Raw genomic sequence first — 24,483 nt, 5'->3', positions numbered from 1 at the left:
TTAGGATTCCTGAGAAAATTGGGTACATTCACTGAGGCTTACTGATGGGTAATCATATATTTAGTTGTCTACTAGCTGTTATTACAATACCAATATTTGCGGGCAAAGTGTCTTCTACTTCAATTCTGACAATACCAGGGAACAACGATCCAGAAAATGAAGTTTTTACAAAAAGACCACCTTTAGCAACCACACATCCTAGCTTTTTAGAAACCTTGAGTATTCGTAAATCTCTGGTTAAAGTACCATCTGTAGCTATTACACCCCAAGTCAGTAGTGATTCTTTGTTAGTTAGTAAAATCAATCACGCTATTGATTTTGTCTCACCCATCTCTGGGAATATTCAGATAAATACAACCGTTTCAGTCAACGAAAATCTTCAGCAAGAAATTAACATAGAATCTCCTGTTACACCTCAGTTTCCTAAGTTTTCTCGCAGCAGCATCTTATCTGAGACATTGAATAACTCTAATCTAGTAAATCCCGCACCAGAGAAGGAAAGAATTGCTAGCGTGTTTGGCTGGCGTGTTAGACCTTTTAGTGGTAGTTTGCAGATGCACAATGGTATTGATTATGGTGCGCCTCTAGGCACTCCTGTAGTAGCTGCAAGGGATGGTATTGTTACTAAGGTGGTATCTGGTTGTTTAGATTTTAGTCAGCGTTTATGTGGCGATCAATTTGGTAATTGGATTGAAATCGATCATGGTAATGGAATGGTTGCCACCTATGCCCATTTGTTAAATAATTCTATTACTGTAGAAGAAGGCACTAAAGTTTGGCAAAATCAAGAAATTGCTCAGGTTGGTAGTTCTGGATGGTCAACAGGAGCGCATTTAGACTTTAGAATTAAGGTCAATGGAGAGTTTAAAAATCCCGCTCATTACGTTAAGAATTGACGGGAGGAAATGCCGACGGTCAGTCGGCATATTCCACTCCCGTGTTGACCATGAACAATAGACAATCAACAATTATTGATTACTCAACTCAATAAGTAGACTAAATCTTTCTGACTTCTGATATTATTGCCTGATGGTACTTCTGAGTTGGTGACTCTTGAATTGTAATCCCTTGACATTACAGTTAATCCCAATTCTTAAAAGTAATGAGAGACTTGGTAAGTTGGATTAAACTAAGCGTGCAAACCAACCTACAGTTTAATTCGATCTCTCCCACTATTTTTGATAAATGGGATGACTTTGATTCTCCTCAACTACTTAATAATGAAGCATTAATTAATAATGAAGCATAAAGCTATTTTGGTAAATTGGACAACAGTTTTTACTATTGTTGTTTTATTGTTAGGAGTTTATCTCAGGTTTAGCAATCTCGATCGCAAAATTTATTGGATTGATGAAGTACACACTTCTCTAAGAGCTTCTGGTTACAGTCGGACAGAATTTGTTGAGCAAGCTCCTAGAGGTAAAATTGTTAGTATTGAAGAGATACATAAGTTTCAAAAGCTAACTCCAGAACGCAATTTTGTAGCAGGAATTAAAGCAATTAGTTCTTCAGAACATTCTCCTTTATACTATGGATTGGCTAGAGTGGGAATGGAGTTTTTTGGTAGCTCTATTAATGTTACTAGAGGGGTAGCAGCTAGTCTTAGTTTGTTATTATTTCCTAGTATTTATTGGTTAGCACAAGAGTTATTTAATTCTCGTTTTATCTCTTTAACTGTAACTACTTTGGTCGCGGTTTCTCCTTTACAAATTATTTATGCTCAAGAAGCAAGAGAGTATAGTTTATTTGCAGTTACTATTGCTTTGGCTAGTGCAGCTTTCCTGCGATTTATTAATCATAAAAATAATTTTAGTTGGCAATGGTATGGTTTAACTATTACTTTAGGACTTTATACCCAACCTTTATTTGTTTTAGTGATGATGGCCCATGGTATTTATCTTATGGTAGTTAATAATTTTAGATGGGGTAAGTTACTCAAGCAATATTTTTTTGCTACGGCGTTAGGTATATTTTTATTTATTCCTTGGATTTTAGTTTTTATTTTTAATGATGATGGGGTAGGAATGTGGGTCGAACGAGATCTTCCCTTGAATTTTTGGTTACAAAGATGGTTTTTAAATATTAGTTCTACTTTTTTTGATTGGCAGGTAGTTTATCAAGAACGCTTTTTTGATGTGGAACAAGTTCAAGATTTTACTTTTAGTTTTAATAGTGTATTTTCTTGGTTAGTTATTCCTATATTTGGCTTAATTATTTATAGTACCTACTACTTTGTTACTCATACTTCTCGTCATAGTAGTTTCTTTATTACGGTTTTAATGGGAGTAACTGCCGTAGCTTTGGGTTTTCCCGATCTTATTTGGGGGGGACAACGTTCTACTGTTGCTAGATATATTCTGGCTATACCTTTAGGAATTCAATTAATAGTTGGTTATTGTCTGGCTGTCAATATGAGTAATTTAAAATATTCTCATTGGCACAAACAAATATGGCGGTTAATATTTGCACTAACAATTACTTTAAGTCTAGTTTGTTCTTGGCAAATGCTACAATCTCCTACTTGGTGGAATAAGTATAGTAGTTATTATAATGCTGAGGTAGCAAAGATTATTAACTTAACAGAAAAACCTTTAATTATTAGTAATGCCAAAAGAATTAGTCGTTCTACTTCTTTAAGTTATCAGCTTCAAGATAATGCCAAGTTTTTATTATTAGACGAGAGTGATAATTTACCCTCAATTCCTTCTGAGTTTAGTAATATCTTTTTATTTCGCCCATTTCCTGACTTTCTGCAAAAATTACAGCAAAATAATTTATACACTATAGAGCCTGTTTTTATTGAAGGACATCTTTATAAAATAACCTATAACAAATAACTCTATTAAGATATCTATTAATTGTCTAATTTATCTATGTTGAACTGTGGATTAATATCAAAATAACTTTTTAAAAGAATCTTGTTTTTCAAAAAAATATTTCTAATGTTAATTAATGAAGTTTTATTTACACCAGAAAAAAGGCTAAAAAGTCAAGCATCTCTTTTCTGGTTAACTGTAAGTTTATTATTTTCTTTATTTTATAGTTATTTAGCATTACAAAAAGCATTTGGCGGTGAATATATCATTCAAGATGATGCCAGACAGCACGTTTTTTGGATGTTACGCGTTACAGATATTGATTTATTTCCTAATGATTTAATCGCAGATTACTTCCAATCTGTTGCTCCTGCTGGTTATAAATTTTTATATTGGATATTCAATAAAATTGGGATTAATCCTGTTGTACTTAGTAAATTATTACCGAGTATTTTGGGGTTAATTATGACTGGGTATTGTTTTGCATTAGCTGTAGAAATATTACCTTTACCCTTGACGGGATTTGTTGCTAGCTTGTTATTTAATCAAAACCTTTGGTTACAGGATGGTATAGTTTCAGGAACACCCAAAGCTTTTGCTCCTCCTTTATTAGTTGCTTTTCTGTATTATTTTCTCAAACGCTCTATTTTGGGAGTTAGTATTACTATTATTTTATTTGGCTTATTTTACCCTTCTCTGGTTTTTATCTGTTGTGGATTATTAGTGATATCTTTATTTAGTTTAAAAAACTGGCGGGTAAAGATATCAAATAAGAAACAAGACTATATTTTTGCTTTCACGGGATTAATAGTAGCTTTTTTGATCTTATTACCCTATGCTATTGCGACTTCTGATTATAGCCCCACAATTACTGTTGCTCAAGCTAAAAACTTACCTGAATTTATGGCTGGAGAAAGAAGTGGTTTTTTTAACGATAATCCTTGGGATTTTTGGTTTAACGATAGTCGTAGTAGCTTACGAATTCCTTCTGCTTTGATGCCTCTATTGGCTTATTTAGGGCTTTTTTTTCCTATTATTAGAAAAAGAAATAAGGTTATAAATCAAAAAGTAAAATGGTTGAAAACTAATCCTCAAATTGGGATGTTATCAAGATTATTATTGGTTTCTATAGTAATGTTTTTTGTAGCCCATGCTTTATTATTTGCTCTGCATCTTCCGAGCCGTTATACCCAACATACTATAAGAATAATTATTATTTTAGTTGCTAGTATTGTTTTAACTTTTACCTGGGAGTTTTTACTAAAGAGAGTTTCCTCAAGAAATCAATTGCAAAAAATAAGTTATCAGATATTAGCCTTACTGTTAGCAATCATTTTAATCTTTTATCCTCATACAACGAAACGTTTTGTATGGACTCGATATGTCATAGGGAATGAACTAAGTTTATACGAGTTTTTTCAACAACAACCCAAAGATATTGTAATTGCATCCTTAACAGCAGAAACCGATAATTTACCTACCTTTACTCAACGCTCCATTTTAGTCAGTAGAGAATATGCCATACCATATCATTGGGGCTATTATGAGCCATTTCGCCAACGAGCAACAGATTTAATTGAGGCGCAATACAGCACAGATATAGAGGTAGTGAAAAACTTTATTGCTCAATATAATATTACCCACTGGTTAATTGAAAATTCTAGTTTTACCCCAGACTATATTGCTAAAAATAAATGGATTAGACAACATAAACCTGTGGCACAACAAGCTATTGATACCCTGCATCAAGAAAAAATTTCAGTAATAGCTCAATCTAAAAATAATTGTAGCGTTTATAAAAGCGATCGCTATACTGTTATAGATAGTAAATGTATTTTACAAGATTATAATTAATCAGTAACTCTAAGCTCTTAAAATACTCTATGTGGTTAACTTTATAATATGGTAGAAAGACTATTGACTAACTTTTCTAAATGCTCTAATTGATGGGTTGCCATTACAGAAAAACGCAGGCGAGAAGTAGGCACTGTAGGAGGGCGAATTGCAGGGGCAAAAATACCAGCTTGTTGTAACTTATCTGCAATTGTTAAAGCAGTTTCAGGAGCATCTAAAACAAGGCAAATGATCGGAGATTCCGAAGGTAAGAGATTGTCTTGGGGTAATTTGTCTTTGAGATAATTGATATTATTCCAGAGTTTGTCTTTTCTTTCGGGTTCGCTTTTTATTATTTCGATTGCAGCTAAAGCAGCAGCCGTATCCGCAGGAGATAAGCCTGTAGTGTAAATCCAGGTAGCAGCACGATTTCGGAGAAAATCAATTAAATGAGCATTTCCCGCTACATAACCCCCTAAACTCCCCAATGCTTTACTTAAAGTTCCAATTTGAATTAATTCTGCACCAGTACAGTTAAAATGCTCCACACAACCCGCACCCGTAGTACCCATAACCCCTGTTGCATGAGCTTCATCTAACAACAACATACAATTCATCTCTGATGCTAATGCAATTAAATCTGGTAAAGGACATAAATCACCATCCATACTAAATACACTATCGGTAGTAATTAAACAACGGCGATATTGCGAACGATGTTGCAATAGCTTTTGCTCTAAATCATTAACATCACAGTGTAAGTAATCAATAACTGTAGCACCGCTTAATTTCGCGCCTTTTTTTAAGCTGGAATGATTATAAAGATCGCCTAAGATTAAGTCTTTTTGCCCTACGATAGCGGAAATTGTGCCTAAATTAGCTAAATAACCAGAGCTAAATACTATAGAATCTTCTGTCTGCTTCAAAGATGCAATTTCTTGTTCTAGCTCTCGATGTAATTGGCGATGTCCACTGAGTAATCGCGAGCCTGTACTTCCCGTACCATATTCTTGTATGGCTGCGACTGCTGCTTGGATTAACCGCTCATCCCCTGCTAGTCCTAAGTAATTGTTACTAGCAAAATTGATTGCCGTTAGCCCTGATAATTCAACCACTGTTCCATCAAGACCAGAAATTGCTGTCACTGAACGATACCAATTAGCATTATGAATAGTCAATAGAGATTTTTCGAGCCAACTGTAGGGTGATTGGTTACTAGACACAATTGTTGGTTAATTTTTTGGTTGATTATAAAGTATCAATCCAAGTTTAAAGCAAAGATAGTAGAATTTTAACTTAGTTATGTTGGTCAAAATGAAAGCACAATAAATTAATAAATTAATAATTAATATTCGCTTATTATGCTTTCATTATTCTAGGTTTTCTATCCTCAGCCAAAGTTTATTGGATTGATCGCAAGAGTTTTCTGCTCTCTACAATTCATATCAATATCTGAAAAATTTTAAATGGAGATGCATTGATTAAAGAATGGTTAGATACAGGTTCGTATACTGCATACTTCAATATGAATAGAGAAACAGAAACTGTCGAGACCAAAAAATCTGATTTTGAAGAGGTAAAGAAATTAAATCAGCCTTCTACTAAAAAAGATCCCATATTAAACGAGCAAATATTATTAGAAAAGAAAAAATTCAAGCAGACAATCTCTGAGATTGATAATGAAATGAACAGATTAGGTTGGACTGTAGAAGACGGGAAAAACTACCTTTCCCAAAATTATGGTGTTACCAGAAGAAGATCGCTGTCTAAGAACCAACTTGCGGAATTTTTACAATATTTGAAACAGCTATAGCAACATCGCGCCAGGGTCTCCTCATCTAATTTTGTATAAAATGTACTTGACAAAAATCATCTAATACAGTTTCTTGTTGACAGCAATTTTCAGTTTTACTTGTCCTCATCTAATTTATCTAATTCGGTATGGCTGTAGTTAATCGCAAAGCAGTTTAATAATAATTTTGCTCTTTTCACTCTATCTTGTAAATTAAACTAATTATGAGTCATTGATTTTTAGTTTAGGTAGTTTAGGTTAGGTATTAATTCTGGTGGATATCGCTCGTATACTTGCTCAAGAATTTTCTGTTTCACATTCTCAGATCGATAATGTTTTAGAGTTGTTGTCAGAAGGGGCTACCATTCCTTTTATGGCTCGCTATCGTAAAGAAAGAACTGGTTCGTTAGATGAAGTTCAGTTAAGAGCTATAGTCGATCGCTTTACCTATCTGACAGAATTAGAAAAACGTAAGGAAACTGTTTTAGAATCGATCGCTTCTCAAGGTAAACTAACAGACAATTTAAAGAAGCAAATTGCTAGTTGTCTGGATAAGACAGTTTTAGAGGATATTTACGCACCATACAAGCCCAAACGACGCACTAGAGCTACCATAGCAAAAGAGAAGGGATTAGAGCCTTTAGCGCAGTGGATACAGTCTCTCAATCAACCCCAATCCGCTAAAGTATCTTCATTAGAAACAGAAGCTCAAAAATATCTCAATACTGAAAAAGAAGTTAATTCCGTAGAAGATGCATTAGGTGGTGCTGCGGACATTATCGCCGAACAAATAGCCGATAAAGCAGAGATTAGAGCTTATTTACGGGATTATTTGTTTAAAAATGGGGTGTTTGTTTCCAAAATAAAAAAAGCTCATCCTGAAGGTAGCACTAAGTATGAAATGTATCGTAACTATTACTATGCAGTAAGCAAGATACCACCTCATAATATTTTGGCACTGTATCGCGGAGAAGCAGAGAAAATTTTAACGGTAGATATTGAATTTGATACCGCAGCAGTTTTATCAGAATTAGAGTATCAAGAAGTAAATAGTAAATCCGCAGTAGTGAGGCAATTTTATCGCACTACCATTGCTGATGGTTTTAATCGTCTACTAAAGCCATCTTTGATTAGAGAAATTAGAAACGATCTCAAACAATATGCCGATCTTGAATCTATTAAAACCTTTGAAGCCAATTTACGCAACCTCCTCTTAGCTCCTCCCGCAGGAATGAAAGCAACAATGGCAATGGACCCTGGTTTTCGTACTGGTTGCAAAGTGGCAATTTTAGATGAAACGGGCAAATTTCTGGAATATCAAGCAATATTTCCCCATTCAGGAGCAAGCAAACAGGAACAAGCAGCCAAAACTGTCCAGCAACTTATTAAAAAGTATAGTATTGAATTAATTGCGATCGGTAATGGTACAGCTTCTAGAGAAACCGATCGTTTTATTAGCGATATTCTTAAAAATTTAGATTCTAAAGCGATCAACGTAATGGTTAATGAATCTGGTGCTTCTATCTATTCTGCCAGTGACTTAGCGCGTCAAGAATTTCCCGATTTAGATATTACTGTTAGAGGAGCTATTAGTATTGGTAGAAGATTACAAGATCCTCTAGCGGAGTTGGTAAAAATCGATCCTAAATCTATTGGTGTGGGTCAATATCAACATGATGTCGAACAAAAATTATTACAGCAAAAATTAGCTGAAACCGTAGAAAGCTGTGTTAACTATGTGGGTGTAGACTTAAATACTGCTTCGGCGGAATTACTCAAATTTGTTTCGGGAATTAGCTCTACAGTCGCCAATAATATTGTCAGTTATCGCAATGAAAAAGGTAAATTTAAAAATCGCCAAGAACTACTTAAAGTTACAAAACTAGGAGCAAAAACCTTTGAACAATGTGCGGGATTTTTACGCATTCGTAACGGAAATAACCCTTTAGATAATACAGCAGTCCATCCTGAAAGCTATTCAGTAGTCAAAAAAATTGCTCAACAATCAACAATTAATCTCGCTAATCTTAATCAAAATACAGATAATAACCCAATCTCGAAATTAGACTCACTAAACTTACAACAATTCGTTACCGACACTATTGGTATACCTACCCTCAAAGACTTAATTGAAGAATTAAAAAAACCAGGACGCGATCCTAGAAAACAATTTCAATATGCAGAGTTTCAAGAAGGAATTAACGAAATTAGCGATCTCAAAGAAGGGATGAAATTAGAAGGAGTAGTAACTAATGTAGTTAACTTTGGTGCTTTTGTAGATGTGGGAGTACACCAAGACGGTTTAGTACACATTTCCAAATTAGCAAATCGTTTTGTTTCCGACCCTAATGAAATACTTAAAGTAGGGGAAATTGTTAAGGTTACAGTACTAGAAGTTAATGAAAAATTACGCCGAATTGGACTGTCAATGGTTGACTGATTTAAAGTATATTCATTCTAAGTAGGATTTACTGAAAAAGTTATTTGTTGAACTCATATTCCGCAGAAAAATTTTATTTCTCCGTAATTTTTTGAGCAATTTATTCTACACGCTTTAAGAGATTGAGAATACAGTGATTTTAGAAACAGAATAAGAACTAATATATTATTTGGTGTTTTTGAACATGGCTATCGCTATCAATAGCTATAATCAAGCAAATTCATTTAATTATTTTCTTGAGGAAATTATTTGCGGAATGTCAGGTTGAAGGAAGGCAATAGGTACTTTAACAAATAAAATAAATATCATTATGTTGAACTATTAAAGTATTTTGGCTAAAAATTGTTGGGCGCGAGGAGATTCAGGATTAGAAAAGAACACATCAGGGGGTGCATCTTCGGCAATTTTGCCACGATCTAAAAAGAAGATACGATCTGCTACTTCTTTGGCAAAACCCATTTCGTGAGTAACAACTGCCATTGTCATACCTGATTCTGATACTGCTTGCATTACATCCAGCACCTCTTTAACCATTTCAGGATCGAGAGCAGAAGTCGGTTCGTCAAACAACATAATATCAGGTTCCATTGCCAAAGAGCGAGCAATTGCTACTCTTTGCTTTTGTCCTCCTGATAGTTTGGCGGGAAATACATCTGCTTTATCGACTAAATCTACTTTTTTGAGTAGAGCCATCGCTTTTTCCTGGGCTTCTTGCTTAGGCAGATTATTAACCGTTACTGGCGCATACATGATATTTTTTAGCACGCTCATGTGGGGAAAGAGATGAAAATGCTGAAACACCATACCCACATTTTGTCTTATTTTATTGACATTTATTTTAGGGTCGGTAATCTCCTGTCCATTAATCTCAATTTTGCCTGAAGTCGGCTTTTCTAAAAGGTTGAGACAGCGCAAAAAGGTTGATTTCCCACAGCCAGATGGCCCAATTAAAGCCACAACTTCACCTTTGGCAATTTCCGCAGAAATTGCTTTTAAAACCTGAAGACTCCCAAAAGATTTATAGAGACGGTCAATCTTGATGGCGATGTTGCCATTTTTCCCTTGCATATTCTTTTTGTCCTAGCTACTTTTTCTCAACCTTTGCTCAAGCAAGTTAGCTGAAAGCGTTAAACTCATCACCATTAGATAATAAACAACAGCAACAATCAATAGTGGTTCAAAGTAAACATATTTTTCTGCACCAACAATTTGGGCGCGTCGTAGCAAATCAGTTGCACCAATCGTTGATACCAAAGCTGAATCCTTGAGTAAAGCAATACTTTCATTTACCAGTGCTGGCAAAATATTTTTAATCGCCTGGGGCAAAATAACGTCCAGCATCATTGGTTTGTAGGATACCCCCAAAGACATCGCTGCTTCGGTTTGTCCTTTATCTACCGCGAGAATTCCTGCACGGATAACCTCAGAAATATAAGCACCAGAATTCAGAGAAAAGGTAATTACACCAGCTTGGAAACCAGAGATGTTATAGCCAGTAAGTTGGGGTGTGGCAAAGTAGATCAGAGATAGAGTTACCAGCAAAGGAGTACCTCGGAAGATCGAAGTATAAGCCATGCCAAACCAATACAGAGGTTTAATGCTGGATATTTTCAATAAAGAAAGGATAGTTCCCCAAATAAAGCCAAAAATAGCCGATAAAAGAGTAAATTGTAAAGTGACCCAAATACCTCCAAAAATGTAGGGAATACTAGGAGTAATACGACTAAAATCAAGATTAAGTTGAGCAAACAGACAGCTATGAAGATCGATCATTCGGACAAAATTTAAGTTCATCGCAGTTTAGTTCGACCAATTACTGTTGCCCTTGTTGTTCATAATATTCCTCAAACCACTTTTGAATCAGCTTTTCCATTTCGCCATTGGCTTTCATTTCCTCTAGTACTTGGTTAAATTCGGCTGTTAATTCTGAACCTTGAGGAAAAGCGATCGCACTTCCTGCTGCTTCTGCGTTTTCAACTGTGGTAAACTCCAGATCGGGATTGTTTTGGATATATCCTTTGGCTACAGTATCTTCAACCACTGCTGCATCAATACGTCCTGCTTTGACTTCCTGAATTAATTCACTAATTCTGTTTCGTGGTTCGATATTAAAACCGCCAATTTCTTCTGATGCTTTTTGGGCTGCTTCTTGTTGTGTCGCTCCTAGTTGCACTCCCACACTTTTGCCTTTTAAAGCCTTAAAACCATCGAAACCAGCACCTTTTTTGGTAACAATGGTATTTTTGGCTTCGTAGTAAATATCGCTAAAATCTACATTCTGCTTTCGCTCTTCAGTGGGAGTCATTCCCGCCATAGCAAAATCAGCCCTTTCTGACTGCAAAGCTGGAATAATACCATTAAAGTCCATACCACTAACTTCTAGTTCGTAACCTAGCTGCTCGGTAATATACTTGGCAATATCAATATCAAAGCCGATTGGTTCTCCTTCTCCACCAGCAGTTTCAAAAAACTCGTAAGGAGGATAGTCTGGAGAGGTTGCCATTACTAAAGTTTTGCTCGCTCCTGCACTATCGCCCTCATCAGTGGCAGTAGTTTCTTGATTACTACATCCAGCGATCGCTGTAATTGCTAAAGTGGTTGAAAATGTCAAGGCAAATAGCAATCTTCTGCGTTTCATTTCCACTTACCTTTTGTAAATTAGTTAATTAAGCACAATATTACAGCTTGATTGAGCCTTGATTACAAACTATTGTCATTAGATTTTGACATCTTCTAGTTTTAAATGTCCTACCTTACTTTACTCAATAGCTAATACTAGACTTAATCTCATCTAATCTTATTAAGGGCTTGGCAATGCCAAGCCCCTACGTTGAACTTTATGCGTCACAACTATTTGTTGATTTGGTACTAGAAGCTAAAAATAGTACGAACCGTTCCAACATAAATCGTGTCATTATCTGAATTCCCATTGGGATTAAATAAGACATAAGCTCCAGGGGTCAACTGAATAAAATCATTTAATTGGTACTGATATTCTACATTTAAAAGAAATGGTGTATCTTCATCATCAGCCAACGCATCACCCTCAGAATCAATTAAGCTAGGAGGCTGTCCAAAACTAACAAGAGCTGTGGAGCCTTCTTTCAACAAATCGGTATAGGTTAGGTAAGCATTCCAGGTTAGAATATCGGCATTGGTATCATCATCACCAACCAGCGAAGCAGTAGCGTAGCCAAAGTAACCGCCAACTGTCAACTGCTCAAAAACTTGGAAGCTAGTAGCAACACCAAAATTATTAGAGGAGTTTGCTTGGTCGTCAAAAGGGTCAGTAGCTCCATCCGTTCCTGTAAAACCACCCAAATCATAGCCACTACCTTGACCCTGATAGCCTCTTAAGTAAGCCACAGCTACATTGAGACGTTCATCTAAAAAGGAAAGATTTAAATTAGCCCCAGCAGTGTAATTACCATTGAACAAGCCATTTCCTTCATCAGGATCGGCGGGATTGGGTGCCCAATAACCTATCTGTAAATCTGCCCATTCTACAAATTCGAGAGATGCGCCAATACCAGCACCACCGCCATTACCGTTGGAATAAATCAGATTGTTGTAAGCACTGTAAAGACTAAGAGCGTCGTAAGCTATTCCCATAGTGGGAACAACATCAAAAATTTCGTCAACGTCAACCCCATTTGTCCCCACTGTAGCAGTAACCTGCTCGGTAACGGGAAAAATGTAGTATAGGTCATCAAGTTCGACGTTGTTCTCACTGTCACCTTCCATATTGAGGGCTAGGGAGTTAGTACCACCAGACTCAGCAGGACTGGTAATATTTCTTGCTTGTATACGAACTCTTAAGAAATCTTCTCCTGTAAAGCTGCTGTCAAAGTTAAGGCGAACTCGACTACTGAAGGTAATTTGATCGTCAACATCAGTACCATCTGGTCTTTCATCGCCAAAAGTTCCCAATACATAACTCACAACTTGGGCGTTCAGCTTGGTGGTTGTCGAAAATTGATTATCTTCTAAAAAGGCAGTTCGACTTTCTAGGCTATCAATACGCCCACCAATAGTAGCTAGTTCAGACTCGAACTCTTGGGTTAATCGGTTAATAGTGTCGATATCTTCTCTAACAACAGCCTCACTAGATGCAATTAAACGTTCGATCTGATTTAAACAGCTATTGAGACCAGCAGCGAATTCATAACGACTTAAAGCTTGAGAACCACGATAGGCTTGATTGGGAAAACCTGCAATACAGCCATAGCGGTCTACTAAACTTCTGAGAGCTTCGTAAGACCAATCAGCAGGAGAAACATCCCTTAGCTGGTTGACATTGGTAACTTGTCCCATCTCGTCTTGATAGTCTGTTGACGGCACTTCCAAAGTGTTTTGGGCTTTAGCTTCACCAACATGACAGATTACAAAAAAGCTACTCAAAGCGATCGCTTTAAAAGAAAGCGAATTAAATACACGATTCAACATAATCCTCACACTTAAATTAATTATGATTTTTTGATTGCAACACAAACCAATAAACATTGGTTATTGTTTCCTAGACTTATGAGACTTTCTGCGAAAGCAAAAATAAAATCAAGTTCAACACTCCTAATTTGAATTCACGTTCCCTTACCCACCCCTACCCGCCTACTTTTTAAGCTTTAAACTTAATGACTGACCAACTGTTCTTCTTTTTGAGTAACTGTTGTTGCTTCTTGTGTACTAGCACGCCTTACTGGGTTTAAGCGTTTTTCTAGCCAACTAAAGACTCTAGAAGCCACAAAGGTTAACAATAAATAGATCAATGCTACGGCAGCATAGATTTCAAAAGCACGATAGGTAGTTGCTACCATTAGCTGTCCTTGACGGAATAGTTCTTCAAAACCAATAATTGCTACCAAGCTAGTATCTTTAATCATGGTGATAAACTCATTACCCAATGGGGGCAGCATACGGCGCAAAGCTTGGGGAAAAATAACGTAGCGCATGGTTTGTAACCAACTCATGCCCATTGATTGAGAAGCTTCCCACTGTCCTCGATCGATAGATTGAATACCACCTCTAATAATTTCGGCTAAATATGCAGCAGAGTTAAAACTCAAAGCCGTAACCGCAGCAGCAAAACGATTAAAGGTAAAGTCTAAACCTATTTGCTGTAGCAAAGAAGGTAAGCCGAAATAAATCATGAAAATCTGGACTAGCAAGGGCGTACCGCGAAAGAAATCTATATAGATACGGCTCAACCAACCCAGAGGCTTAAAGTCAGATATTGAAGCAGTTGCTAGTAATGCGCCACCAATTGAGCCAAAGAAGACGGAAAAAGCGGTTAACATAACTGTTATTAACGCTCCCCATAACAAGTTACGGAACGTTATACCCCAGTCAAAAGCATTACCTTCTCCTTGCAGTTCAGGAGCAACTAAAGGTAATTCGGCGGGTTCTCCCGCAAACCATTTTTGATACAGTTCGCGATATCTTCCACTTTGCAGAAGTCGATCTAAGCCATCATTAACCTTTTCCAGGTTGGGAGAGTTTTTAGGTAAAGCAATTCCGTAATATTCTTCAGTGAGCAATTCCCCAACTACTTCTACGTTATTGAGATTACTAATTTTAATGGCATAAAGAGTTACGGGTGCATCGTTAACCACTGCATCCGCATTACCGTTACTTAGTTCTTGCAGAGCGATCGCCGAATTATCAAAAGTAGATATTTTTGCTCCTGCTATAGTTTCGGCTTGTTTTGCTCCTGTTGTTCCAATGGCAACGGCAATCCTTTTGTTTTCTAAATCCTCAAAACTACTAATCTCACCCTTATTCTCTTTATTAATAGCGATCGCTAAACCCGATTGAAAGTAGGGACGGCTAAAATCAACTGTTTGAGCGCGTTCGGCAGTAATCGTCATCCCACTAATCGCTGCATCAATAGTTTTAGATTGCAATGCAGGAATCAATCCATCAAAGGGCATACTTTGAAATTGAATCTCCAGACCAACTTCTTCACCAATTGCCCTGAATAGATCTATATCAAATCCAGTTAATTCGTTACTGTCTGGTGCTTGCATTTCAAAAGGCGGAAAAGCTGGCTCTGTTCCTACCTTTAAAACTTCTTGAGCATTGATTGCTAAAGGATTATAAAAATGAAAGCTAATTACTATAAATAAACCAATAAAGCCTAAAGCTATTTTTTTGAACCAAGATACTATAATATTTTTAGACATTTTTTTATCAATTTTTTGAACCCTTACAACGAGATAATTCTCTAATTATTCACTTTTTTGATTACTTTTACTCACCAAAAATACAAATTGAAACATTTTAATTTAATCTCAATCAAAATTATTTTATTGAAGACAAAGACTGTCTTGTCGAACCAGCATTTTTAAATATATCAGATATATATTTAATCTCTAAAAGCAACTCAAACTATAAAAGTACTAAAAAATTTGAGTACCCCATAGACTAGATAAACTACTAAAGATAGACTTTATCTAGTAATTTGGCCCTAAGTACTAAAAATGTAGTTTGATAATTTTCGACCGTGTTTTCCATTCAACAAAGTATGGCTTTTAACTGACAAAAAAAGTAATAAATATCACAATTGTCAAAAATTTCCGTATAGCTATCTATTTAATTCATGACATTTGCTGTTCCCTAGTGCTTAATATAAGCAGTTGAGATTTTGGGACAATTCTTGACTCATAGAGAATTTATTGTTGCGATAAAAATGAATCTATCTCAAGATATATTATTTATTAATCAATAAAAATGGTAATATGTCAAGCCATTGAACCATAAATTAATTGAGTTGTTAATTTTTACCAAAAAAGTAATGAATATAACAATTTATTTTCAGGTATTGAGATAATTTACATTACAAAAATATCTACAAAGTAAATTATTATGTCTACTGCTACTCCTGTTATTTCCTTCGATAATTTAAGGAAAAGCTATGGTTCATTAGAAGTGCTGCGGGGTATCACTGCTTCTTTTCATAAAGGTGATGTTGCTTCTATCATTGGGACTTCTGGCTGTGGGAAAAGCACTCTGCTGCGTTGCTGTAACGGTCTGGAGACAATTAATGGTGGCAAACTTGAAGTAATCGGTATCGATCTATCTCAATCAAAAATTAGTTCCCAGAAATTACGGCAACTGAGAACCAAAGTAGGCATGGTTTTCCAACAATTCAATTTATTTCCTCATCTCAGCGTGTTACAAAACCTGATGTTAGCTCCATCTCAAGTATTAAAAGAATCAGAAGCAGAATGCCGCGATCGAGCATTACATTATTTAGAGAAAGTCGGGTTGAGTAGTAAAGCAGGTGCTTATCCCGAACAGCTATCTGGAGGACAAAAACAACGGGTAGCGATCGCTCGCAGCTTATGCATGAAACCCGAAATACTACTTTTTGATGAACCTACCAGCGCACTCGATCCAGAGTTAGTCGGAGAAGTACTAACAGTTATGAAGCAGCTAGCTCAAGAAGGAATGACTATGGTGGTAGTTACCCATGAGATGAACTTTGCTCGCGATGTTGCCAACCGAGTTATCTTTCTCAATCAAGGAGTAGTAGAAGAACAAGGAGATGCCCAAGAAGTCTTAAATAATCCCCAATGCGATCGTTTAAAAGCCTTTCTCAGTCGCATGAACAATTAATAACTGGGATTTACCATCTAGTGAACATTGAGTTTCTTAATTCGCACGAGAATTTTGACTTCTGAATTCTGCGGACTGACATTATGACTCCTGACTTGGTGAAGCTTTCTGATAAAAAGTTAAAACAGTGTTGCCATAAACCTTTTGCCGACAAATTTCTAACGTTTCTATAGGTTTAGCTTCCCATTGTTGGGGATTATGTTCTACAGCAATTTCCCCTTCAGAAGACAATAAATTCCCAGCAGAGATCTCGTTCAAAACAGATTCATACAGTTTGCCAGCATAAGGAGGATCGAAATAGATGCGATCAAATTGCTGAGATTGTAGCTTTTTGAGCTTAACTCGTATATCTCCCCGAATTACTCGAAAATATTGTTCTTTGGTGGCTACTTGTTGCCAATTCTGCTTAATAATCTGACAAGCCTTGCCATTCTGCTCAATAGCAACTGCTTCTATTGCGCCACGACATAACGCCTCTGCACCCATTGAACCATTCCCTGCACATAAATCTAACCAACGACAATCAGTAATCGCACCTTGCCAAATATTAAACAAAGCTTCTCGTACTCTTGCAGAGGTAGGACGAGTATTCTGCCCTGGTAAAGTTTTTAATTGTCGATTTCCGTAAATTCTCACTAGAAATAGCTTGGATAAGGGATGAAATTTCAAAGATACTTTTTAATTAAATATCGTCTCTAGTATAAATCCAGAAAAGAGAAGAATTAATGAGCAACAACAAATAAGGAAAAGAAGAGAAAAAATAAATATATAGCTAAAGTTAGATGTAATTTTTATTAAATTAATGTGATCTCAAAGCTATTAATTATTGAAGCTGGAGATATAATTTACAAAAATTCAAAATATTAATTTTTATTATTAGTCATTAGTTTTTGTCATTGCATTATTACTTCAGATCGTTAACTTAATCTGGGATAGGTAGGCTTATGGCTAAAGTACACCTACGCAAAGTGACGCGAGAAAATTTCCGAGAATGTTTAAGTGTTCAGGTTGCGGAGTCACAGAAAGACTGGGTTGCAACTACTACACAGTCTCTCGCAGAAGCCTATGTCGATCGTAATCTTTTTCCATTGGCTATTTACGATGCTACTGTGTGTGGTTATGAACAACCCGAAGCACCAATGATTGGATTTGCAATGTATGAAATTGCTGCTGGTGTAGGATTTATAATGCGATTGACGATCGATCGAAAATATCAGAAGCAAGGGTATGGACGAGCTACTATAATTGAGTTAATTCGTCGTCTCAAGTTGTATCCCGATGTAGAGATAATTGCCACTAGCTATCGAAAAGAAAATAAGATAGCTGCCAAGTTATATCAGAGTTTAGGGTTTCGGCGATGGAATATTTCTTACGCTGTTTCTCATCCTACAGAGGTATATATAAAACTGGAAGAGTGATGTTGTTCTCATTTTTCAAAATAGAGCATTACGTTTTAAAGTTAGGACATTTTATAAATCGCTACTTACAAGCCAACAGCTTTCTTGTCCTAACCCAATCTTGTACGGCTATAGTTAGGGTAGGCTAAATAATTGATTTTGAAATGTTATTTTTTCAATACCAATAAATTTTGTCCACCCTATAATCAAAATTTCATTAAATCAGCACAACAACTACAATCTCACATCTAAGTTCACCTGTGGACAACAATCTTACTATTAACTAAAGAAACAAAGTTAGAAAGTATTTGTAAGCCATTATCAGAAGACTTTTCAGGGTGGAATTGTACCGCCATTAGGTTGTCTTTTGCGATCGCTGCTGTAACTATTTGTGTACCGTGGGTTACTGTTGCAGCACAGACTGAACTATCTGCCAGTTCAGCATAATAAGAATGAACAAAATAAACGTAAGAATTGTGGCTTAAGTGTTCCCACAGAGGATGGTTCGATTGTTTTAAATCGAGACGATTCCAACCCATATGAGGAATTGTGATACCAGGTTCGGAACGAAAATGCTTTACCTTCCCAGGGATAACACCTAAACCAGGTTGTGTACCTTCTTCTGAGCTATCAAATAACATTTGGAAACCGACACAAATACCTAAAAAAGGCTTACCAGAAGCGATCGCCTCTTTGACAGGATGCTCTAAATTGCGTTCTCTCAGATGTTCCATTGCAGGATCGAATGCTCCTACTCCTGGTAAGACTACTGCATCAGCTTGGGCAATCTCTAAAGGAGATTCTGTTATGTGGGGGGTTGCTCCTGCTTTTTCTAAACCCTTACAAGCAGAGTGCAAATTACCCATCCCGTAGTCAACCACTGCAATTTTTACCACACCAACCTCTCTTATTATTTACTACTTCCTAATTTATCTTACTTTTCATATGTCAGAAAAAATCCCGATGACCATCATCTAGTAGTTAGGAAACAATAGATACATATAGTTACTTTTTAAAATACTTATTTATAAAAAATGCTAGATGGTTTTGTTCTCGAAGCTATTCAAAGTTTATCCCGCACTACAGATATTGAATCGGTAGCATCATTATTGCTTAAAATTATCTATCAAAATTTTTTATTACAAAAAAGCATCTTAATTTTAGATCGACAATGGTTTAATCAAAAACCAAGCAAAAGCGAAAATTATTTTTTTACTGTAGTAGCTAATGATCCTTGTTCGGATAATGATGGGAATCGAAAACAAAAGCATCGAGAGCCAACAATTACTTTTGATTTAGAATCTCTAGTCAACCAAAATCATGGGAGTAATGCTCCTTTTTCTTTATTTAAGCATTGTCGTCAACAGCGAAAATCCCAGGTTATTACCAATACTGCTACCATTAAATTTCAAGATGATGCCTATTTAAGTCAGCAAAGACCAAGCAATTTTAGTTATTTTCCGCTTACAGATGAAGCCGAATTTTTAGGTATTCTCTATCTGGAAAATTTACGCAATCCCCTGACAGCAGAAACAGAGCAGCTAATTAAGATTTTAGTAACGCAAGCAGCGATCTCTTTTAGAAACGCCCAAAAATACCAAGCTCAAATTGTTCAGATCAAAACCCTCGAAACTCAACAAGAGAAACAAAACTGGGAATTAAAACAGGATTTACTCCAGCAAAAACGAGCTAAAGAAGCTCTCGAAGCAAAAATACAGCAAAGCTCATTATTAGAAATAATCATTCAAAAGATTCGCTCTACTATCGATCTCAAAGAGATATTGGAAGTTGCGGTACAAGAAATCGGTGCTGCATTTGATGTTACTCGTTGTCAAATCCATAGCTATCATCAAGCTTCTGAGACTCCAATTGCTGTTTTTGCAGTTTATCAAGCATCTGGAGAAAAAACTGAAAGCCATTATTCCACAGTTGAATCACCTGTAATGGGTAATTTTCAGAGAACGCAAATTCTCAATCAAGATCGTGCGGTTGCTATAGATAACGTTTATGAAAATTCTGAATTAAAGTGGGCTGATTCAATTTTTAAGCATCTTCAAGTTAAATCAGTTTTAGCCATTAGAACATCCCACCAAAAACAAGTCAATGGCTTAATTATGCTCCATCAGAGCGATCGCTTTCGACAATGGACAAAACAAGAAATAGAAACTATTGAAACTGTAGCAGCCCAAGTCGGATCGGCGATCGCAACGCGCCTCGCCAACGGCGAGATCGCTTTAGCAACGGTTCTAGAACAAGAAAAACGTCAGCGTTTAAAACTAGCTCGACAAAATCACCTGTTACAACAAGAAATTGTTGTTAAAAGACAAGCAGAAACAGCGCTTCAGTATAGTGAGGAACTATATCGTACTATTTTTGACCAAGTAGCCATTGGCATTGTCGAACAAAACTATGAAACTGGGCAAATAAAACGTGTTAACGATAAGTTTTGTGAAATTACTGGTTATTCAGAATCAGAATTAATTGATAAAACCGTTGCAGACATTACTTATCCTGAAGATATGATTCAAACAAAAACATCAATTAAACAGCTAAAAACAGGTCAACTAAATCACTTTTCGATAGAAAAACGCTATCTCTGTAAAGATGGTTCTTTTGTTTGGGCAAAGACTACAGTATGTCCTGTAAAGAGAAAGTCAGGGAAAATAATTTCTAGTGTGGCGGTAATCGAAGATATTACGGCACAGAAACAAGATCGAGAAAAACTCAAACAACAGTCTGTTGCGATGGACGCTGCTATCGATGGAATTGCTATTTTAAAAAAAGGACGTTTTATCTATCTCAATATTGCCCATGCAAAAATCTTTGGTTATGACAACCCCTTAGAATTGTTAGGTCAAAGTTGGGAAATTCTTTATCCACCTGAAGAAGTTACTAAATTACAGCAGCAAGTTTTTCCTGTTTTTGCCCAACAAGGTTATTGGCGAGGAGAATATCAAGCAAAAAAACGAGACGGTACGCTTTTCTATCAGGAGGTGGCTTTAATAAAGTTAGATGATGATAAGATGGTTTGCATTTGTCGAGATATTAACGATCGCAAACAACAAGAAAAAAAATTACAAGAAAGCCAAAAACGTTATCAAACCTTAGCTACAGCTGCACCTGTTGGTATTTTTCGTACTGATACTGCGGGGAACTTTACTTATGTTAATGACCGTTGGTGTCTAATTACTGGACTAAAACCAGAAACCTCTATGGATCGAGGATGGCTCACCGCAGTTCACAATCAAGATCGACAAAAAATTACTCAACAATGGCAAGAAGCAGTAGATAACCATCTATCTTTCTCTGCTGAATATCGTTTTGCTATAAATCGGGAAGTAGAAGTTTGGGTCTTTGGAAAAGCGATCGCTGAATATGACACAAACGGTCAATTGCTTGGTTATGTAGGCACAATCACTGATATCAGTCAACTCAAAAAATCTCAGAAATATCTAACCAGACAACTACAGAGAGAACAACTACTAGGACAAATAACCCAAGAAATTCGTCGCAATTTGGATATTTCTACTATCTTTCAAACCGCAGCTAACCAAATCGGTAAAGTCTTTCAAGTCAGTAGATGTTCTATTCACAACCACGTAGTAATTAATTCAGAACCAGAAATTCCTTTGGTAGCCCAATATTTAAGCCACGATAATATCAGTTCTCTCAGTCTTGCTGTTCCTGTTGTGGGAAATCCCCATGTAGAAAAACTTTTAAGTCAAGATTTAGCTGTCGTTTCTCCTGATGTCTATGCAGAACCTTTACTTGTAGAAGCGCGGGAAATATGCAGAGCATTGAATATCAAATCAATGTTGGCAGTGAGAACTTCTTATCAGGGAATACCCAATGGCGTAATTGGTCTTCATCAATGCGATCGCTTTAGACAATGGACAATTGATGAGATTGAACTCTTAGAAGCGGTAGCCGTCCAAATGGGGATTGCGTTCGCTCAAGCTCGGCTATTAGCAAAAGAACAGCAACAAAGTCAAGAACTTTATTTAAACAACTTAGCTTTAACCAAAGCCAAACAAGATGCAGAAGTAGCAAACCAAGCAAAAAGCCGATTTTTAGCACACATGAGCCATGAATTAAGAACCCCTCTCAATGCTATTTTGGGTTTCAGTCAAGTTATGGCAAGAGATACATCTTTAGATACTTCTCAACAAGAACATCTGAAAATTATCAATCGCAGTGGTCAACATCTGCTTAATCTTATTAATAGTATTCTAGATCTCTCCAAAATTGAAGCAGGAAAAATCATAGTAAACAAAGATCATATCGATCTTCATGAGCTTCTCTTGGAAATTGAAAAAATGTTTCAACTACAAGCTCAAGCCAAAAGTCTCCAATTAACTTTCGATATTAATTCTGAAGTACCCCAATTTATCACTACTGATGGAGTGAGACTACGACAAATCATTATTAATTTGCTCAGTAACGCTATTAAATTTACGGCACAAGGAGAAGTAAATTTACAGGTAAAATCTCAAAATCAACAATCCCTTATTTTTAAAATTACCGATAGTGGTGCAGGGATAGCTCAAGAAGAATTAGAACGTATCTTCGAGCCTTTTGAACAGACTAATATAGGTATGCAGTCAGGACAAGGGACGGGATTAGGATTGTCTATTTGTCGTAGTTTAATCAAATTATTAGGAGGAATGCTAGAGGTAGAAAGTTTTGTGGGTAAGGGAACAACCTTTTTGTTTCAAATTCCCGTAGCAATTCCCGATCTTGATTCTTTGAATCTTTTGGATCTCAGAGAACCCATAAAGGCGATCGCAACGCGCCTCGCCAACGGCGATCTCGCTTTTCCTCAAACCCAAAATCGCATCCTGATTGTCGATGACAATTTAGACAATTGCAAATTACTAAACGATCTCTTAAGTAAAGTTGGTTTCGTGGTTCAAGAAGCTCACAATGGTAAAGAAGCAGTAGCTATGTTTACAGATTGGATTCCCGACTTGATTCTTATGGATATTTATATGCCTATCATGGATGGTTATCAAGCTATCGCTAAAATCAAAAATCAAGATAAATCAAATAAAACTAAAATTATTGCCATTACTGCTAGCATGATTGAGTCAGAAAAAGCACAAATTTTAGCAGTGGGTTGTGTGGATGTAATTAGTAAACCCTTTGACTCAGAAAAGCTGTTAATGGCGATCGCTAAACATTTAGACCTATCCTATACCTACGGTCATAATTACGTACAGCAAGACCTTGTTATTAATAATTCCCTAGATATCAAAGAATTAAGCTCTATGCCAACCGAATGGCTCGAAAAACTTCACTATGCAGCTATTTCCGCTAGCGATCTTAAAATACACCATTTAATCGCTCAAATTCCCGACCGTTATTCCACCTTGGCAAATAATTTAACTGAAATGGTTAATAATTTTGCTTTAGAGGGAATAATAGACCAGACAGAAGATTTACTTCAAATTCATAATTAACTAGTTATTTCTAATAACTTATATTTTTCAACCAATTAAATTTTTTAGTGAGGATTAATTATTTATTTTCTGTAATGACTAAGAGAAGTAATGAATGAGCAAACCACTGTTTACAAAGCAGATATTTTAATTGTCGATGACAAACCAGCAAATTTGCGACTCTTGGCAACGATGCTAAGCGATCGAAGATACGAAGTACGTACAGCTATTAGTGGGCAGCTTTGTATTCGGGCAGCTTTGACCATTGTACCAGACCTAATCTTACTGGATATTAATATGCCAGAAATGAATGGCTATCAAGTTTGCCAGCATCTGAGAAAAAACGCCCAAACCCATGATGTCCCAATCATCTTTCTCAGCGCACTCAGCGAACCCCTAGATAAAGTGCAAGCCTTTCATAGTGGGGGGAATGACTACATTACTAAACCCTTCCAACTAGAAGAAGTCTGTATAAGAATCGAAAATCAACTAAAAATTACTACCTTACAGAAACAGTTAACAGCCCAAAAACAAGAATTAGAATTTCAAAATAAACGCCTTGAAAAAGAAATAAAATATCGTCACGAAGCAGAAAATAAACTCTTACAAATCAATCAACAACTACAAATTTTAGCTAATTCAGATAGCTTAACCCAACTAGCAAATCGTCATGCATTCGATCGATTTTTACAGCAAGAATGGCGCAGAATGACTAGAGAAAGACTACCCATAGGAATTATTTTATGTGATGTCGATCATTTCAAACTCTATAACGATCGCTTTGGTCATCCAGCAGGAGATAAATGTCTCCAACAGGTAGCAAAAGCGATCGCTGAAGTAGTCAAACGCCCCGCAGACTTAGTGGCTCGCTATGGTGGAGAAGAATTTGCTGTTATTCTCCCTAACACACACACCCAAGGTGTACTAGCTGTAGCTGAAATGATTCGTCAGCAAGTAGAAAACCTCCAAATACAACATCCCCAATCTTCGGTTAGCAATTGTGTCACTCTTAGTTTAGGTGTCGCCTGCATCATCCCCGACCAACACAGTCGTCCCGAACAATTAATCCAAATCTCAGATCGCGCCCTCTACCAAGCAAAACAGAAAGGACGCAATCAATCAGTTATTTACAATTGACGATCAATGAGCAATT

General features: G+C 36.4%; 18 protein-coding genes. 10 read left to right on the top strand and 8 right to left on the bottom strand.

All coding sequences use genetic code 11. From position 1 onward, the window contains the following. Positions 1–107: 107 nt before the first annotated feature. The 4 genes from H1P_RS05375 to H1P_RS05365 all read left to right on the top strand — a co-directional run bounded on the left by H1P_RS05375 (position 108) and on the right by H1P_RS05365 (position 4,670). Positions 108–896, top strand: coding sequence for a M23 family metallopeptidase (locus tag H1P_RS05375; protein WP_222426942.1), 789 nt, complete (start codon positions 108–110; stop codon positions 894–896). Positions 897–1,102: 206 nt separating this feature from the next. After that, positions 1,103–1,249: a hypothetical protein gene (locus H1P_RS35780; RefSeq protein WP_186375847.1), complete on the top strand. Its 147-nt coding sequence runs from the start codon at positions 1,103–1,105 to the stop codon at positions 1,247–1,249. Then, positions 1,239–2,837 carry a glycosyltransferase family 39 protein gene (locus H1P_RS05370; RefSeq protein WP_144864889.1) on the top strand — a complete coding sequence of 533 codons (1,599 nt, stop codon included), beginning with the start codon at positions 1,239–1,241 and terminating at the stop codon, positions 2,835–2,837. Before H1P_RS35780 ends, H1P_RS05370 begins: the two co-directional genes overlap by 11 nt. 105 nt (positions 2,838–2,942) lie before the next feature. After that, positions 2,943–4,670 carry a hypothetical protein gene (locus tag H1P_RS05365; RefSeq protein WP_144864887.1) on the top strand — a complete coding sequence of 576 codons (1,728 nt, stop codon included), beginning with the start codon at positions 2,943–2,945 and terminating at the stop codon, positions 4,668–4,670. A gap of 41 nt (positions 4,671–4,711) precedes the next feature. Here H1P_RS05365 and bioF read toward each other — a convergent pair whose 3' ends face one another. Continuing rightward, positions 4,712–5,872: an 8-amino-7-oxononanoate synthase gene (gene bioF, locus H1P_RS05360; RefSeq protein ID WP_144864885.1), complete on the bottom strand. Its 1,161-nt coding sequence runs from the start codon at positions 5,870–5,872 to the stop codon at positions 4,712–4,714. 302 nt (positions 5,873–6,174) lie between these two features. Here bioF and H1P_RS05355 point away from each other — a divergent pair, with 302 nt between their 5' ends. Then, positions 6,175–6,462: a hypothetical protein gene (locus H1P_RS05355; RefSeq protein WP_144864883.1), complete on the top strand. Its 288-nt coding sequence runs from the start codon at positions 6,175–6,177 to the stop codon at positions 6,460–6,462. 250 nt (positions 6,463–6,712) lie between these two features. Then, positions 6,713–8,881: a Tex family protein gene (locus tag H1P_RS05350; protein ID WP_186375848.1), complete on the top strand. Its 2,169-nt coding sequence runs from the start codon at positions 6,713–6,715 to the stop codon at positions 8,879–8,881. 321 nt (positions 8,882–9,202) lie between these two features. Here the strand turns inward: H1P_RS05350 and H1P_RS05345 are convergent, their stop codons facing one another. From H1P_RS05345 to H1P_RS05325, 5 genes are all read right to left on the bottom strand, one after another. Then, complete coding sequence (locus H1P_RS05345; RefSeq protein ID WP_144864879.1) at positions 9,203–9,949, bottom strand: amino acid ABC transporter ATP-binding protein; 747 nt, start codon at positions 9,947–9,949, stop codon at positions 9,203–9,205. A gap of 12 nt (positions 9,950–9,961) precedes the next feature. Then, entirely contained in the window at positions 9,962–10,675 is a 714-nt protein-coding gene (locus H1P_RS05340; RefSeq protein ID WP_246141477.1) for an amino acid ABC transporter permease, read from the bottom strand. A gap of 19 nt (positions 10,676–10,694) precedes the next feature. Beyond that, positions 10,695–11,519 carry a transporter substrate-binding domain-containing protein gene (locus H1P_RS05335; RefSeq protein WP_144864877.1) on the bottom strand — a complete coding sequence of 275 codons (825 nt, stop codon included), beginning with the start codon at positions 11,517–11,519 and terminating at the stop codon, positions 10,695–10,697. A 230-nt stretch (positions 11,520–11,749) separates the two neighbouring features. Then, entirely contained in the window at positions 11,750–13,327 is a 1,578-nt protein-coding gene (locus H1P_RS05330) for an iron uptake porin (RefSeq protein ID WP_186375846.1), read from the bottom strand. A gap of 182 nt (positions 13,328–13,509) precedes the next feature. Beyond that, positions 13,510–15,060 (bottom strand): ABC transporter permease subunit, encoded by a 1,551-nt coding sequence (locus tag H1P_RS05325; protein WP_144864874.1) that lies wholly within the window; start codon positions 15,058–15,060, stop codon positions 13,510–13,512. A 682-nt stretch (positions 15,061–15,742) separates the two neighbouring features. Here H1P_RS05325 and H1P_RS05320 point away from each other — a divergent pair. Further along, positions 15,743–16,495, top strand: coding sequence for an amino acid ABC transporter ATP-binding protein (locus tag H1P_RS05320; RefSeq protein WP_144864872.1), 753 nt, complete (start codon positions 15,743–15,745; stop codon positions 16,493–16,495). A gap of 81 nt (positions 16,496–16,576) precedes the next feature. On the opposite strand, the gene rsmD is transcribed toward H1P_RS05320, so the two are convergent. After that, positions 16,577–17,131 carry a 16S rRNA (guanine(966)-N(2))-methyltransferase RsmD gene (rsmD, locus tag H1P_RS05315; RefSeq protein ID WP_144864902.1) on the bottom strand — a complete coding sequence of 185 codons (555 nt, stop codon included), beginning with the start codon at positions 17,129–17,131 and terminating at the stop codon, positions 16,577–16,579. A 308-nt stretch (positions 17,132–17,439) separates the two neighbouring features. Between rsmD and H1P_RS05310 the strand changes: the two genes are divergently transcribed. Then, positions 17,440–17,913, top strand: coding sequence for a GNAT family N-acetyltransferase (locus tag H1P_RS05310; protein ID WP_144864870.1), 474 nt, complete (start codon positions 17,440–17,442; stop codon positions 17,911–17,913). Positions 17,914–18,146: 233 nt separating this feature from the next. Here H1P_RS05310 and hisH read toward each other — a convergent pair whose 3' ends face one another. Continuing rightward, complete coding sequence (hisH, locus tag H1P_RS05305; RefSeq protein ID WP_144864868.1) at positions 18,147–18,788, bottom strand: imidazole glycerol phosphate synthase subunit HisH; 642 nt, start codon at positions 18,786–18,788, stop codon at positions 18,147–18,149. A gap of 138 nt (positions 18,789–18,926) precedes the next feature. Here hisH and H1P_RS05300 point away from each other — a divergent pair, with 138 nt between their 5' ends. After that, positions 18,927–23,351, top strand: coding sequence for a PAS domain S-box protein (locus H1P_RS05300; RefSeq protein WP_144864866.1), 4,425 nt, complete (start codon positions 18,927–18,929; stop codon positions 23,349–23,351). Positions 23,352–23,441: 90 nt separating this feature from the next. Next, complete coding sequence (locus tag H1P_RS05295) at positions 23,442–24,467, top strand: GGDEF domain-containing response regulator (protein WP_144864864.1); 1,026 nt, start codon at positions 23,442–23,444, stop codon at positions 24,465–24,467. Positions 24,468–24,483: the final 16 nt, after the last annotated feature.

The sequence above is a fragment of the Hyella patelloides LEGE 07179 genome, from assembly GCF_900659865.1.
Classification (GTDB): domain Bacteria; phylum Cyanobacteriota; class Cyanobacteriia; order Cyanobacteriales; family Xenococcaceae; genus Hyella; species Hyella patelloides.
Note: the sequence above shows the minus strand (reverse complement) of the source record. Positions and strands in the feature narration are given on the sequence as shown.